At 38.3% G+C, this 14,662-nt stretch carries 19 protein-coding genes and 1 tRNA gene; 6 read left to right on the forward strand and 14 right to left on the reverse strand.

Translation table 11 applies throughout. The features are described 5' to 3' along the window. Positions 1-10: 10 nt before the first annotated feature. The gene (locus WKI42_RS01350) at positions 11-343 is read right to left on the reverse strand and encodes a putative DNA-binding protein (RefSeq protein ID WP_368080983.1); all 333 of its coding nucleotides are present in this window, start codon (positions 341-343) and stop codon (positions 11-13) included. Between the two features lie 89 nt (positions 344-432). Next, complete coding sequence (locus WKI42_RS01355; protein ID WP_368080984.1) at positions 433-810, reverse strand: DUF1934 domain-containing protein; 378 nt, start codon at positions 808-810, stop codon at positions 433-435. 71 nt (positions 811-881) lie between these two features. Between WKI42_RS01355 and WKI42_RS01360 the strand changes: the two genes are divergently transcribed. Together WKI42_RS01360 and yidA are read left to right on the forward strand one after the other, a co-directional pair. After that, positions 882-2,186, forward strand: coding sequence for an HD domain-containing protein (locus WKI42_RS01360; protein ID WP_023936119.1), 1,305 nt, complete (start codon positions 882-884; stop codon positions 2,184-2,186). A gap of 12 nt (positions 2,187-2,198) precedes the next feature. Beyond that, the gene (yidA, locus tag WKI42_RS01365) at positions 2,199-3,005 is read left to right on the forward strand and encodes a sugar-phosphatase (RefSeq protein ID WP_049521599.1); all 807 of its coding nucleotides are present in this window, start codon (positions 2,199-2,201) and stop codon (positions 3,003-3,005) included. Between the two features lie 210 nt (positions 3,006-3,215). Here yidA and WKI42_RS01370 read toward each other — a convergent pair whose 3' ends face one another. The 7 genes from WKI42_RS01370 to WKI42_RS01400 form a co-directional block, all read right to left on the reverse strand. Further along, complete coding sequence (locus tag WKI42_RS01370) at positions 3,216-4,985, reverse strand: DUF4365 domain-containing protein (protein ID WP_368080985.1); 1,770 nt, start codon at positions 4,983-4,985, stop codon at positions 3,216-3,218. Positions 4,986-5,456: 471 nt separating this feature from the next. After that, positions 5,457-5,528: transfer RNA gene (locus WKI42_RS01375), tRNA-Arg, on the reverse strand. 43 nt (positions 5,529-5,571) lie between these two features. Then, a complete protein-coding gene (rplS, locus tag WKI42_RS01380; RefSeq protein WP_001068669.1) occupies positions 5,572-5,919 on the reverse strand; it encodes a 50S ribosomal protein L19 in 348 nt (115 codons plus the stop codon). 118 nt (positions 5,920-6,037) lie between these two features. Next, entirely contained in the window at positions 6,038-6,367 is a 330-nt protein-coding gene (gene crcB / locus WKI42_RS01385; RefSeq protein ID WP_368080986.1) for a fluoride efflux transporter CrcB, read from the reverse strand. After that, positions 6,361-6,735 carry a fluoride efflux transporter CrcB gene (crcB, locus tag WKI42_RS01390; RefSeq protein ID WP_368080987.1) on the reverse strand — a complete coding sequence of 125 codons (375 nt, stop codon included), beginning with the start codon at positions 6,733-6,735 and terminating at the stop codon, positions 6,361-6,363. The genes crcB (WKI42_RS01385) and crcB (WKI42_RS01390) overlap by 7 nt, the downstream gene beginning before the upstream one ends. Beyond that, entirely contained in the window at positions 6,732-6,998 is a 267-nt protein-coding gene (locus WKI42_RS01395) for a chorismate mutase (protein WP_049500393.1), read from the reverse strand. Before WKI42_RS01395 ends, crcB (WKI42_RS01390) begins: the two co-directional genes overlap by 4 nt. Before the next feature lie 115 nt (positions 6,999-7,113). Beyond that, a complete protein-coding gene (locus tag WKI42_RS01400) occupies positions 7,114-7,557 on the reverse strand; it encodes a flavodoxin (RefSeq protein WP_001162125.1) in 444 nt (147 codons plus the stop codon). A 103-nt stretch (positions 7,558-7,660) separates the two neighbouring features. On the opposite strand from WKI42_RS01400, the gene WKI42_RS01405 reads away from it, so the two are divergent. The 4 genes from WKI42_RS01405 to WKI42_RS01420 all read left to right on the forward strand — a co-directional run bounded on the left by WKI42_RS01405 (position 7,661) and on the right by WKI42_RS01420 (position 9,757). Next, positions 7,661-8,596 carry a DHH family phosphoesterase gene (locus tag WKI42_RS01405; RefSeq protein ID WP_173307321.1) on the forward strand — a complete coding sequence of 312 codons (936 nt, stop codon included), beginning with the start codon at positions 7,661-7,663 and terminating at the stop codon, positions 8,594-8,596. Between the two features lie 95 nt (positions 8,597-8,691). Then, positions 8,692-8,934 carry a type B 50S ribosomal protein L31 gene (locus tag WKI42_RS01410; RefSeq protein WP_000710764.1) on the forward strand — a complete coding sequence of 81 codons (243 nt, stop codon included), beginning with the start codon at positions 8,692-8,694 and terminating at the stop codon, positions 8,932-8,934. 189 nt (positions 8,935-9,123) lie between these two features. Then, positions 9,124-9,408 carry a type II toxin-antitoxin system RelB/ParD family antitoxin gene (relB, locus tag WKI42_RS01415; protein ID WP_173307320.1) on the forward strand — a complete coding sequence of 95 codons (285 nt, stop codon included), beginning with the start codon at positions 9,124-9,126 and terminating at the stop codon, positions 9,406-9,408. Further along, positions 9,398-9,757, forward strand: coding sequence for a type II toxin-antitoxin system RelE/ParE family toxin (locus WKI42_RS01420; RefSeq protein WP_173307319.1), 360 nt, complete (start codon positions 9,398-9,400; stop codon positions 9,755-9,757). Before relB ends, WKI42_RS01420 begins: the two co-directional genes overlap by 11 nt. Positions 9,758-9,892: 135 nt before the next feature. Here the strand turns inward: WKI42_RS01420 and WKI42_RS01425 are convergent, their stop codons facing one another. From WKI42_RS01425 to efeO, 5 genes are read right to left on the reverse strand one after another with little or no spacing between them, the layout of a single operon-like run. Then, on the reverse strand, positions 9,893-10,063 hold the full coding sequence (locus WKI42_RS01425) for a twin-arginine translocase TatA/TatE family subunit (RefSeq protein WP_368080988.1): 171 nt from the start codon (positions 10,061-10,063) through the stop codon (positions 9,893-9,895). Beyond that, entirely contained in the window at positions 10,047-10,778 is a 732-nt protein-coding gene (gene tatC, locus WKI42_RS01430; RefSeq protein ID WP_368080989.1) for a twin-arginine translocase subunit TatC, read from the reverse strand. The genes WKI42_RS01425 and tatC overlap by 17 nt, the downstream gene beginning before the upstream one ends. Then, positions 10,779-12,467, reverse strand: coding sequence for an FTR1 family iron permease (locus WKI42_RS01435; RefSeq protein WP_368080990.1), 1,689 nt, complete (start codon positions 12,465-12,467; stop codon positions 10,779-10,781). It lies immediately after the preceding gene. Further along, a complete protein-coding gene (efeB, locus tag WKI42_RS01440; RefSeq protein WP_173307315.1) occupies positions 12,442-13,656 on the reverse strand; it encodes an iron uptake transporter deferrochelatase/peroxidase subunit in 1,215 nt (404 codons plus the stop codon). The genes WKI42_RS01435 and efeB overlap by 26 nt, the downstream gene beginning before the upstream one ends. 5 nt (positions 13,657-13,661) lie before the next feature. Continuing rightward, positions 13,662-14,534, reverse strand: a complete 873-nt coding sequence (efeO, locus tag WKI42_RS01445; protein ID WP_173307314.1) for an iron uptake system protein EfeO — start codon at positions 14,532-14,534, stop codon at positions 13,662-13,664. Positions 14,535-14,662: the final 128 nt, after the last annotated feature.

Below are 14,662 nucleotides of genomic sequence, written 5' to 3' on the forward strand. Positions count from 1 at the left end.
TTTCTTCCTCTTATTCTCTATTATCAATGCTTGTTAAAATTTCTATCTGCTCCTGCAGAAAGTCATCCTGGGGATAGCGCTCCAAAATCTGATCAAAAATCTGACTGCGGACAATATAGTCCGAGTACATGTGCAATTTCATCTCATAATCTTCCAGAATCTTTTCTGTCCGCTTGATATTATCATAGACAGCCTGACGACTGACACCAAACTCCTCGGCAATCTCAGCAAGGCTGTAATCATCAGCGTAGTAGAGCTCGATATAATTCATTTGCTTATCTGTCAAAAGCGCCGCATAAAATTCAAAGAGCGCATTCATACGATTGGTTTTTTCAATTTCCATAACTTTTATTATACCAAAAATTAGCCTAATCTACCAATTAGCAGGCTAATCCGAGAAGATAGCTAGCAAAATTTGAAAAAGACAAGAGACTATCCCCAAGTAATTTCCAATTGATAGCTGGCAAAGGGATGTCTCTCTTGATTTTGTAGCTGATAATCTAGTTCAATCTTTTGCCCATCAACTTGATAATGGCTCGTTTGGATGACAAACTCCTGCATGCCCATAGGTGTGGAAATATAGGCTAAACTATCGCTATTTTTTAGAAAGCGCATAATGGTCTTGGGATTTGAAAAACGGCTCATCACCAGTTCTTGACCATGGAATTTAATCACTACTTTTTCCTTTTCCTCATTATAGAAAAGCAGGTAGCTATAATCTCCCTTTTCATGCACTTCAACATCATAAAGCTGGTCAATCACTTCCAACTGTTCATCAAACTGAATCGTATTTCGCATCCGAATCTTCACATCAAGTCCTCTTTCTTGTCTCTTGTCCTACTATTTTACCAAAAAGAGCAGGATTTTGCTATAATGGTCATATGAACGAAAAAGTATTCCGTGACCCAGTTCACAACTACATCCATGTCAACAATCAAATCATCTATGACTTGATCAATACAAAAGAATTTCAGCGTTTGCGTCGAATCAAGCAACTGGGGACTTCCAGTTATACCTTCCACGGTGGAGAACACAGTCGCTTCTCTCACTGTCTAGGAGTCTATGAAATTGCAAGACGCATCACAGAGATTTTCGAAGAAAAATATCCTGAGGAATGGAATCCTGCCGAGTCTCTCTTGACCATGACAGCTGCTCTCCTACATGACCTTGGGCATGGTGCCTACTCCCATACTTTTGAACATCTCTTTGATACAGACCACGAAGCTATTACTCAAGAAATCATCCAAAGTCCTGAGACAGAGATTCACCAAGTCCTACTACAAGTGGCACCTGATTTCCCAGAAAAGGTAGCCAGTGTCATTGATCACACCTATCCTAACAAGCAGGTTGTGCAACTCATTTCTAGTCAGATTGATGCGGACCGTATGGACTATCTCTTGCGCGACTCCTATTTTACGGGGGCATCTTATGGGGAATTTGACCTGACTCGCATCCTCCGAGTCATTCGTCCTGTCGAAAATGGGATCGCCTTTCAGCGCAATGGCATGCACGCCATCGAAGACTATGTTCTTAGCCGTTACCAGATGTATATGCAGGTTTATTTCCACCCAGCAACACGCGCCATGGAAGTTCTCCTACAGAATCTCCTAAAGCGCGCCAAGGAACTCTATCCTGAGGACAAGGATTTCTTTGCACGAACTTCTCCACATCTCCTGCCTTTCTTTGAAAAAAATGTGACCTTGTCTGATTATCTGGCTCTGGATGATGGTGTGATGAATACCTACTTCCAACTCTGGATGACCAGTCCTGATAAGATTCTTGCAGATTTGTCGCAACGCTTTGTCAACCGCAAGGTCTTTAAATCCATTACCTTTTCACAAGAGGATCAAGACCAACTTGCAAGCATGAGAAAATTGGTTGAGGACATTGGCTTTGATCCCGACTACTATACTGCCATTCATAAGAACTTTGACCTCCCTTATGATATCTATCGTCCCGAATCTGAAAATCCACGGACACAGATTGAGATTTTACAAAAGAATGGTCAACTGGCCGAACTCTCTAGCCTGTCTCCTATCGTCCAATCCCTTGCTGGTAGTCGTCACGGAGATAATCGTTTCTATTTTCCAAAAGAAATGTTGGACCAAAACAGTATCTTCGCAAGCATTACCCAGCAATTTTTACACTTGATTGAGAACGATCATTTTACCCCAAATAAAAACTAGAAGAGGAAATTTATGAGTATTAAACTAATCGCCGTCGATATTGACGGAACCCTTGTCAATAGCCAAAAGGAAATCACTCCTGAAGTCTTTTCTGCCATCCAAGATGCCAAAGAAGCTGGTGTCAAAGTCGTCATTGCAACTGGCCGCCCTATCGCAGGTGTTGCCAAACTTCTGGACGACTTGCAGTTGAGAGATGAAGGTGACTATGTCGTGACCTTCAACGGTGCCCTTGTCCAAGAAACTGCTACAGGACATGAGATTATCAGCGAATCCTTGACCTATGAGGATTATCTAGATATGGAATTCCTCAGTCGTAAGCTCGGTGTCCATATGCATGCTATTACCAAGGACGGTATCTATACTGCCAATCGCAATATCGGAAAATACACTGTGCACGAATCAACCCTCGTCAGCATGCCTATTTTCTACCGTACTCCTGAAGAAATGGCTGACAAGGAAATTGTCAAATGCATGTTCATCGATGAACCAGAAATCCTCGATGCTGCGATTGAAAAAATCCCAGCAGAATTTTACGAACGCTACTCCATCAACAAATCTGCTCCTTTCTACCTCGAACTCCTTAAAAAGAATGTTGACAAGGGCTCAGCCATTACTCACTTAGCTGAAAAACTCGGATTGACCAAAGATGAAACCATGGCGATTGGTGACGAAGAAAATGACCGTGCCATGCTGGAAGTCGTTGGCAACCCTGTAGTCATGGAAAACGGAAATCCAGAAATCAAAAAAATCGCCAAATACATCACTAAATCTAATGATGAATCTGGCGTTGCCCATGCCATCCGTACATGGGTACTGTAAAAGTGAAGAATATACGAAAACCGCTCGGCTGAGCGGTTTTTATATGAATATATCACAATGAGAGTAAATTAATAAATTTAATTGCAGTTGTACAGTTACTTAAATCTTGAGAGTACAAAAAATAGGCATTGCTTTCTTAATTTGTGGTACTGAATTGTAATAAATCACTCTCTATTTCTATATGTTATCTCTTTATAATCTCTTTTAATTTTACGATAATTTCATATACAAAGTATAAATAGGAAAGTCCTTATATCTTTCTTTTGTCTCATTATCCAGTTTATTCCAAAACAAATCAGCTTGTGGTTTCGATTTTAATAGCACTGATGAACCGAAACAAAGTTCATAGTTATCATTACTATTTACTAAAATGTTACTCAGAATCTCCATTTCTTTGCTGTTTAATTTACGAACTCTAGATTTTATTTGAAGGTCATTTATTATAATCATCTCACTATTTTGGGAGTATTTTAAGTTCCAATCAGAAAGACATTGTGCCCAATTAAGCAATAACTCTCTTCTAGCAACATCTTCTGCCTTGTCAGCAGCCATAATTATTTTTATAATAGTGTTGTTAGTACCTTCATATTTCAATTGATTATCAACTAATCTTTGGTAAGAGGAAATAACCGAATTAAAATCACAATTATCTATTTTTAGCCAATCATTTGGTTCTAAAACTTCAAAGATAGAAATGTAGGAAGAATCTTCACCCTCACCTTTCCTACACCAAGGAGTTTCAGTAAAGATATCAATCATAGTTCCGTTCTTATCTATTGTAAAATCATATAAGGCAATAATATGGATATTAGCAATTCTTAGATGAAGTAATTTAGATTCATTATAATCTAAGGCAACCCTCTTCTTTAGAACAAGCCCTGAATTAAGTATATTTAGATTTATTTGAGATTGTTTATCAAAGTAAGTTAAATCCACATCTTTTTGTATTCCCATATTTTCCATGAAGTTTGAGATCTTTAACAATTCCTTTACTTCAGTATCTAAATCACGTGAAGTAATACCCAATATTGACTGTTCATCTAATTCTATTTTACTGTTATCGAGATTGAAATATCCTATTCTTCCAAGTTCTTGAAGTACCTGAGTGGATTTTAAAGCTTTTGATAGCATATTAGGTCTTGTGTAGTTAAAATTGAATTGTTCATTTTTAACATCAAAGGATATTTTAAAGCATTCACCAAAATGGAGTTCTACACTCCCATCAGGAAATCGATGTCTGTTTACATCTTGAAACATATGATTCCCGACTGTAATAATTAGATTAGTATCTTCATATGTTTCAACAACTTTTAATTTATTTTCGACTGGTACTTCAATACCAGTTTGAGGATTTCTATAATAAAAAAAGAGATCGTGTTCTTCCTGGTAGTTAAAGATTTCTCCTTTTCCTTGACCATAAAAATAGAATTTAAGATTATTATCGTCAGAGATATCTTCAACTGAAATACCATCAACATTTATAAAGCTATATTGCTTACGACTATTTGTTATAAAATCGACTAGCATGGGGTACAGTTTTCGTTCGTCTAATTCATGAATCTGTACAGAAAGTTTCTTATTGCTTGTTGTTTTATTTTTTAAATTACTTTTTTTGATTAGTTTTTTTATAGAAAGAGGAGGTAATGATTTATAGTAGATATTTCTTAAATCACAATTGTCACTTAAGCAAACTACGAATAAAACTACACCACCATTTTTTGAATATAATTCTAAATCACTTATGTCTAACAAGAAGGATTTCAAGTTATTCTTCTGTTGCCTTGTAGCTTTAATTTGAACAGGCACTTTACCAAATATCTCACTTTTTTTCTCACTAGAAGATTTAAGAACATGAATCTCACCATCCCAGACTGGAGTTTTATCATTACTATCAAAATAAGTCTGAAGTAAACTATGTCTATTTATGAATGTTGTCAGATATGAAACACCTAATGTCTCAATTTGTCTATTATTTGCCAAACTTTCACCTCAAAAAATAGCTCTATATACTTTATATTATACCATTAACAAAGAAAAACTTATATACTATAATCACAACTATTTAACTTAAACTAAATATTATAAACTTAAAAAATATACAGTAAAATTTCCTGCTATAAATTAAATATATTTATCTAAATTCACATTTTTATCACCAAAAATAAAGTACTTAATTTTCTTATTTTTTAAACTAGCTTTATCAAATCTTAACACAATTAAATAGCTTCAGGAAATAACTTCATCATTAAGATTGTTCATTAATAACTACAAAATAAAATAGACCATCTTACTGATCCACTTTATTCTATATTCACTGAATTTTAGTCAAATTTTGGTCACACTTTGGTCAAAGATTCCAAAAATACTAACCTATTTTAAAAATAAAATTGTGGAAATAGCCATTAAATAAACACTTTAAATTTTCTTTGTCTTTCTTTACATTTCTAAAAATGCCCCCTGCAGGAATCGAACCTGCAACTACTCCTTAGGAGGGAGTTGTTATATCCATTGAACTAAGGGAGCTAGATAAAAACTCTGCTGAAAAAAGCAGAGTTTTTTAGTCGAATTAACGACGGATTTCTTTGATACGAGCTGCTTTACCTTGAAGAGCACGCAAGTAGTACAATTTCGCACGACGTACTTTACCGTAACGAACAACTTCGATTTTTTCAACACGTGGAGTGTGGATTGGGAAGATACGCTCAACACCTACACCGTTAGAGATTTTACGAACTGTGTAGTTTTCTGAGATGCCAGCACCTTTACGTGCGATAACAACACCTTCAAAAATCTGGATACGTTCACGGTTACCTTCGACAACTTTCGCGTGTACACGAACAGTGTCACCAGGACGGAATGATGGGATATCTGTACGAAGTTGACCTTCAGTCAAGCTTTGGATTAATGGATTCATTTTATTCTCCTATCTTTGTCAATCTTGAGGAATCTTCCTCAGCGGATAAACTGTATTTTTGTGCGTCCATTACACACAAGATACAGTTTACCAAATTTCCACAAAAAAGTAAAGAAATTTATAGCAGAATTCCTAAAAAAATCGCAACTAAACCACCTAGGTAGGTCAAAGTCAGGTAAACGTAAAAAACCTTCTTATCGCTTAACAGTCTTTGAAGTTCATCATTCAAGGTCGAAAAAGTTGTCAAACCGCCACAAAATCCTGTTGCTAAAATAGCATAGACTTCCTTAGACTCCACATGATTGTAGAATAATCCAATTAAAAAACAACCCAAAAGATTGGCTATGAGCGTTCCGAATGGCAATTTAGAAGCTTGATTATGGCGGGAAAAGAAATACCGTACCAGGGCTCCAAGACCACAAGCGATTGCAAGATAGACGATTACCATTTCTTCCTCCCTAGAAAATAAGCCAAGAGTAGACCTCCACCAATACTCAAAAGCAAATACATAACTAAACTAAGATAACGCCCAGTATCCAGTAGTTTCACAGCATCAAGCATGAGACTAGAAAAGGTTGTTAGACCTCCGCAAAAACCTGTACCTAGTGCTAAAACCAAGCCCTTACTAGTCCCCTTATAGACCAGATAGCCTTTTACCAGATAAACCAAGCAGAAAATTCCCAGATAGTTGACAAAGAGAGTTCCCCAAGGAAAATCTGGACTGGCTGGTAACCAAGTGGAAACTAGATAGCGAACCAATCCGCCCACCATAGCAGCTAGAAAAATTCCTAGCGGATAAAATTGTTCTTTTTTCATTTGATGTTTTGATCCTGATAATCACGCGAACGTTTGAGTATGTCAGAAAAAGTCGCGACAATAGTTTCCTGATAACGCTTGTCCTCTACACGACTTCTGACCTTTTCAAAAATAACTTCTTCTCTCTTAGTATCTAAAATCGGTTTACCTGAAGCTTTCTTATAGGCAACTACCCCCTCAACCAAATGCATTCGTTCTTCTAACAGCTTGACGATTTGGTCGTCGATTTGATCAATTTCTTGACGAATACTATCTAAATCCATACAGTCTCCTCCTTTATTTGAATTATTGTATCAAAAAGCCACCAAATAGGCTAGTAAAATCCCAACTCTCGATAAGAAAAATGCACTGATTGATTACATCAGCGCACTTTTATGCTTATCCTACTTTAGCAGCCAATTCTTCTGCGAATTGTTCCAAGCGTTCAATATCTTCTTCCTCGGCAGAAAGATCAACTTTAACACACTCTGAACCTTTTTCTGCTCCTGTCGCTACAAAAACGCGGTCAAAGTCATCGACAGCCTTACAGAATTCATCGTAGAAGGTATCTCCTGAGCCGACCACTCCGTAAATTTTGCCATTCAAGTTGAGATCTGCTAGGTCTTCGTAGAAGTCCATCATCTCATCTGGCAATTCACCATCACCATAAGTATAGGTCGCAACGATAGCGATGTCTGCTTCCAAGAAGTCTGAAGCGTCAACAGTTGTACATTCATCAACATCGACATCCAAGCCCAAGTCACGTAATTTGTCTGCTACAATATCTGCAATTTCTTCGGTATTACCGGTCATACTGGCAAATACAATTTTTGCTAATGCCATATCGTCCTCCTCAATTTATCTTTCTCCATTATATCACATCTTTTTCATTTTAAAAATAAAAATTCTTGTGCTACAATGAGATGAGAAAGAATTGAGGTTATTTATGGACATTTGCCATCAAATTTTAGAAAAAATCAAAGAATACGACACGATTATCATTCATCGTCATATGAAACCAGACCCAGATGCTTTGGGAAGTCAAGTGGGCTTGAAAGCTCTTCTCAAACATCATTTTCCAGAAAAAACCATCAAAGCCGTTGGTTTTGATGAACCAACTCTAACTTGGATGGCTGAGATGGATCTTGTTGAAGATAGTGTCTACCAAGGGGCACTTGTTATCGTCTGTGATACGGCGAATACTGCTCGTATCGATGATAAGCGCTATCGTCAAGGTGAATTTCTCATTAAGATTGACCACCATCCAAATGATGATGTATACGGTGACATATCTTGGGTAGATACTAGTTCAAGTAGCGCTAGTGAGATGATTACCCTATTTGCCCAAACAACCCAGCTGGCCTTGTCAGATCGCGCTGCTGAGTTGCTCTTTGCAGGAATTATTGGTGATACAGGCCGCTTCCTTTATCCTTCTACGACTGCACGGACTCTTCGCCTGGCTGCTTATTTGAGAGAACATAACTTTGACTTTGCGGCTCTCACTCGCAAAATGGACACTATGAGCTACAAAATCGCTAAACTTCAAGGATACATCTACGACCATCTGGATGTGGATGAAAATGGCGCGGCGCGCGTTATCCTGAGTCAAGAAGTCTTGAAACAATTCAATGTTACCGATGCTGAAACTGCAGCCATCGTAGGTGCACCTGGACGCATTGACAGTGTGAGTCTTTGGGGAATTTTTGTAGAACAGGCTGATGGCCACTACCGCGTTCGCTTACGCAGTAAAATCCATCCTATCAATGAAATCGCCAAGGAACATGATGGTGGAGGCCACCCTCTAGCAAGCGGTGCTAATTCCTATAGCCTAGAGGAAAACGAAATCATCTACCAAAAGTTAAAAAACTTGCTTAAAAATTGATAAAATACTTGCCAAACTTTTCAGAATCTGATAGACTAGTATGGTAACAATCTATGGCTCGCAAAGAGACCATGGCAGAAAGGAAATATTGCAAAATGAAAAAAGATATCCATCCAGAATATCGCCCAGTTGTCTTCATGGACACAACTACTGGTTACCAATTCCTTAGCGGTTCAACAAAACGCTCTAACGAAACAGTTGAGTTCGAAGGCGAAACTTACCCATTGATCCGTGTGGAAATTTCATCAGACTCACACCCATTCTACACTGGACGTCAAAAGTTCACTCAAGCAGATGGACGCGTGGATCGTTTCAACAAAAAATACGGTCTCAAATAGTGATAAAAAGACAGCTTCGGCTGTTCTTTTTTGTTTCTTGAAATCAACTACTGTTTTCATGTTCAAAACTCAAAAAAACTTTGAACTCTAGCTAGCCACACAATGGTTTCTAGAGAACAAAGTTTTTTCTTGCCTAAAAAGTATAAAAGATATATACTAGCTATATATAGTATAGATTGGAGATATACCATGACTACATCACTTACTAAGCAATACAATTTTAAAATCAATGAATCATCAATGGAACAAGCTAGAGCTATCATCAAGGAAAAAGGAATGACTATGACGGATGCTATTAGTCTTTTTATCGAGCAGATTGTTCTCGAACAAGATTTGCCAATAAAAACTGCAGAAGATTTACACTGTGAACGATTGATTCAGGAGCTACAAGCCCAATCTGAACGCGCCTTAAGAGAATATGAATCCGGACAAGGAACTTCCCTAGATGACATGAGGCTACGATATGACTTATAAAGTGATTCTATCTACTGAAGTGAGTCAGGCAATTGACAGTATCCATAACTACATCAGCACTGTTCTTTTATCACCCCAGTCGGCTAAAAATACTGTAGCCAGAATTTTAGACGGCTTAAAAAGTTTAGAAACTTTTCCTGAAGCTGGCTTTGATGCAGATGAAAAAATAGGACTAAAAATCAACAGTAAGTACCCTACGCGAGGAAAAATTATCGGTCAGTATATCTTGCTTTACTTTATCGACCAAACTCAAAGAGCTGTTTTTCTTTCCCACTTATTCCACACCAAAAGTGACTATGTTACCTTGCTCCAAAGCAAAAATAACAAAAACTCAAAATCATCATTTTAATGTCCACCACTCTCTTAATAACCTTGTACTTATAAGGAACACAGTCTTCATTTTAACTAAAAAATAAAAAAACTTTGCACTCTAGCTAGCCACACAATGGTAACCAGAGTACAAAGTTTTTTTATCTGACAAGATTTAGTCTTCCTTATCTTGACTTTCAGTTCCTTTAACTGCTTTTTTAAATTCAGATAGCATTTTACCGATTGACTCGCCTAGTTCAGGCAATCGTTTTGGTCCGAAGATCAAGAGATCTCCTAAAACGATAATAATCAATCCTGGTGCTCCTATATCACGTAAGATTCCCATTTCTCGCTCCTTTCTGGTTTCGTTTCATAATATATTTGCTGATAGCTATACTCAATTCATAGAGTAAAATCAAGGGGGCAGTCATTGCCAAATCGCTGACAAAGTCAGCTGGTGTCAAGATGACTGCAAGTACCAATAAGATAAAATAAGCATATCGGCGATAAGCAATCAACCATTCTGGTCCAATGAGTCCAATCGACGTCAAAAAAGCAATGATAACTGGCAATTCAAAAATCAATGCCAAAGGCAAGGTCGTTTGAAAAACAAAGGACAGATAATTTTGGGCGGTTAACTGCGTTTCAAATAATCCCTCTCCCAACCCTAATAAAACCTGAAGTAAGGCTGGTGTTACAAAGTAAAAACCAAAAGCCAGTCCAACTAGAAAACAAAGGAAACTAGCTGGAATATAAGCAAAAACTGCTCTAGCCTCTTCCTTCTTTAAACCGGGTTTAATGAAAGACCAGATGTGATAAATTGTGTAAGGCAGGGTAACGGTAAAGGCCATCAGACTAGCCAAACGTATGTAAATCCATAAAATATCATTGGGCCCTAAAACAATCAATTTTTGCTGAAAAGATTGGGTCACATACTGGTAAATCTGGTCTGCAAAAAGCAGAGAGACACAGAATACCAAAAAGAAACAAATGACTACTGCCAATAATCTCTTTCTAAATTCTACCAGATGTTCAACGATTGTCAATTCTTTTCTATCCATTTATTTTTCACCCTGTCTAAAAGTGACAATCAAGACAATGACAACAAAGATTAGCTGGCTAGTCAAACCCTCCCAACTTGGATAAATTCCAAGTAGGTCGATAGTTGGAAAGTCTGTCAGCAGGTGATTTGGTGCCATATTGGTCAACTGAAGAGCATGGACACTAACCCCCAGCATCTTGAAGGCTAGGGCATAAATCATCCAAGTCAGGATAAAGAAGACCTTATGTGGCAGGAAGAATTGACTGGCCTTGTTCATCACAAGGGCAATAATTATCAGAACCAGTAAGGCAAGTGAAATTCCCAAGACAAATTCAAAGCTAGAAATCCTTGGTAAAATCCCAACATAAAAGAGAATGGTTTCTGCTCCCTCACGGAAAACAGCTAGAAAACTGAGAGCAAACATGGAAATAAAAGATCCTGTCTTAGTCACTGTTTCCATTTGTGACTCCATAAAGGTATTCCATTTTTTGACTGAGGATTTGCTGTGGAGCCAGATTCCAATCAAAATCATCATAGCTACTGCAAAAATCCCCACTGCTCCTTCTATGATTTCTCGATTGGAGCCTGATGTTACTGCTGGAAAGGCTATTTGCAGGATGAAAGCAATGACCAGACTGGCCATAATTCCAGTGATAGAACCACCATAAACCCACTTGAGCCCTTTTCGCATCTTGGCTGCTTTCAAGGTCGTCACCAAGGCCATGACGATTAAGAGGGCCTCTACTCCTTCTCTTAGAAGAATCAGCATAGCATCAAAGGCATTGTAACGTGCGCTAGTATCAATTTGTGATAAATCTGCTATCAGTTTTTCTAATTTTTCTTGGTATTCCTTCTCACTTCCCTTGACCATAATCATAGGACTTTCACTTTCCACTCGTGTATAGAGGGAAGGATTGGTCGTGCTAACAGAACCCTCAATCGTTGGCCAAATGGTAATAAATTCCTTCATACTGGCTACTCCTAATGCTTGGTCACCAGCTTGGAATTGTTCCAAAGCCTTCTTCAAAAGGGCAATACCATCTTTAAGACTCAAATCAGAAGATGCTTCTGCAACTTCTTTTCCACTCACAAAATCATCAATAGCCTTTTTTAAGTCCTCAAAGGAAGTCTGGATGGAGTTGAAATCTGTAGGCTCGGTTTCCATACTACTACGCAAGAAAGAAATAGCTGTTTCAACACGGCCATAATGGGCTGTACTATTGTCACGAACCACACTTTCATTGATAGTCCAAGTGGAATTCATTTTCTTAAAGGCTTCACGAACCTTTTCCAAATCTTTGGAGGCAATGGCCTGTTCCAAAGCTTCAAAACGAGGACTTAGGCGGTTGACCAATTTTTCCTTTTCCGCATCTAGGTCAATAGGATTTTGTTCTTTTTCAAAGGCTAATAAGGCTGAAGAAATTTCGGTGAGTTTATCTTCAGTAATCTCTCCAGATAGAGCTAACTTTTTCTTAACAACCTTACCAGCCTCAGAACTGCTGTCTTCTACTCTTTCGAAGTCTGATGCCATCTCTTGAACAAGTTTCTGAGCCTCAGATTGATTCCCATTTTTGACCGCTTTAGAAGCATCTGTGATTTTCACAAAGTAAGAACTCAAGCTTTCTTGGGCACCTGCTGGGGAAAGAATTAAAAATGACAAAGCTAAAACTAGTAACCAGCTTTTAGCCTTCCAATAATTTCTGACCAACGTAGCCTCCTTTCTCCACACCACCAAAGCAAGCAAAGAGTCCACTACCGATGTGAGTGATGTATTCATTCATCTTATCAGTAGCACCTAGATTGGTTTGAACCTTGACAAAGTTATCAGGATCCTTCTGGAAAGAAATGAAGAGCAAGCCTGTATCAAACTGGCCAGTCTTTTCATCAATCCCATCTGAGTAAGAATAAGAACGACGTAAAAGTGGCTTATCCACTTCTTTGGCCAAACGAACATGCGAATCATCAGGCAAAAGACTCAAATCCACTTCATCAAACTCATTCTTCTTACCAAAGGGGGCACCACTTTCCTTATAACGGCCAAATGTATTTTCTTGTTCTTCGAGACTAGTGCGATCCCAGGTCTCTAAAAACATTTGAATCCGACGGACTGCCATATAAGAACCATGTTCCATCCAGTCCTTACTATCAGCCCAGATAACACGGTCAAAGTCTTGCTCCTTGGTTGGATTTGCTGTCCCATCTTTAAAACCAAAGAGGTTACGCGGAGTCTCCATTCGATCTCCGATGGCAGCAAAACCAGACTGACTCCAACGAAGGGTCACTGCATTTCTCCCCTTACGAATGAGATTTCGAATAGCATGAAAGGCAACCTGCTCATCATCTGCACAGGCCTGGATGACAATATCCCCACCAGTATATTTTTCACGCAATTGCTCCTTAGGAAAAGGCGGCAAATCCCTAAACACTTGAGGACGCTTGTTTTCCAAGTTCATCTTTTTCAAGAAACTGGCAGACACACCAAAAGTCAGAGTCAAGCGATGCGGGTTAAGCCCGACTGTCTCCCCAGTATCGCTAGGAGGTAAGAGAGCATTCTGTCCATCTTTTTTGACCAATTCCCCCTCAACCAACTTAGCACTATAATCCGTCCAATCCTTGAATAGTTGGATAATCTTATCTCTATCCGTCGTATGCAAGTCCAAAACGACAAAATAGATATTCTTTTGCATGGGCGTACTAATCCCTGCTTGATGCTTGCCATAAAAAGCAATTTTTTCATTTCCGTACGAGATTTTTTCCTGACTTCCTAGCTTAGGTGCGAAAAAAGCAGAAGCACCAGAGAGTCCTAGCGCTAAACCAGCCCCTCCAATCCCTGCTTTTTTTAGAAATTCTCGACGGTCCATTTTCTTCTCAAAAAACTTTTCGTCTTTTTCAGTCATGACTCTTATTCTCCACTAAGAAATTTACCCATTTGTGACAGAGGTTCACCAAGTTTTGTCACAGCTTCTGACAATTCTTTGGTATCTTCTTTTGTCAAATCAGTATAGAGTTTGTAGTGTTCCTTATCTGTCATGTGTTTATCCAACAAACTATTGACAGACTTGAAGTCTGCTTCCAATTCTTTAACTAGGTTAGCATCTGATTTTTCAAGTAAAGGTTTAAAGAGTTGGAAAATCTTCTCAGCACCCTCAATATTGGCACGGAAGTCATACAAGTCTGTATGAGAATAAATTTCCTCTTCCCCTGTAATCTTGCTTGTTGCCACTTCGTTAAGCAAGTCAACTGCCCCAGTCAGCATAACCTTGTAGTCCACATCAACAGTTGCAATCTTAGCTTTCAATTCCTTGATATCATTGACCAACTGATCGCCATAGCTTTCAGTCCCTTTAGTTGTATTGTCTTCCCAAAGAATACGCTCAATACGGTGGAAACCTGACCAGCCTTCCTCTGTCTTGTTTTCATCCATGTAGTCTGCTAAACGGAAGTCAATCTTGACATCTGACTCACCAAAACTCTCGGCAATCGGTTCTGAACGCTCATAAGACATACGAATCAGTGGATAGACCTTCTTAGCTTCTTCTAACTTACCTTCTTTCAAAAGTTTGACAAAGCCTTCCGTATCTGTCAAGAGTTTATCGATTTGCTCTTGCACAAAAGTCTTATAGTCAGCAGTGGCCTTATCAAGCATTTTTTGCTTGTCTTCAGACAAGGCTGTCACCTTAGATGAATCGGTTGTATCTGCTGATTTTTCAAACCTAACAGCACAAGCTGTCAATAGCAAGGCTGAAGATAAAAGGACAAAACCTAGTTTTTTCATTGTATACTCCTATTGGTTCAGGAAACCTGAATTAATTTTACGTTTCATTATACCATGTTTTCACTCATTTTTCAATAAATTTTCAGACAATTTAATGTTATGAATAGCATTACAAATGCAAAAAACTA

The sequence above is a fragment of the Streptococcus pseudopneumoniae genome (genome assembly GCF_038148935.1).
In the GTDB taxonomy this organism is placed as follows: Bacteria; Bacillota; Bacilli; order Lactobacillales; family Streptococcaceae; genus Streptococcus; species Streptococcus pseudopneumoniae_U.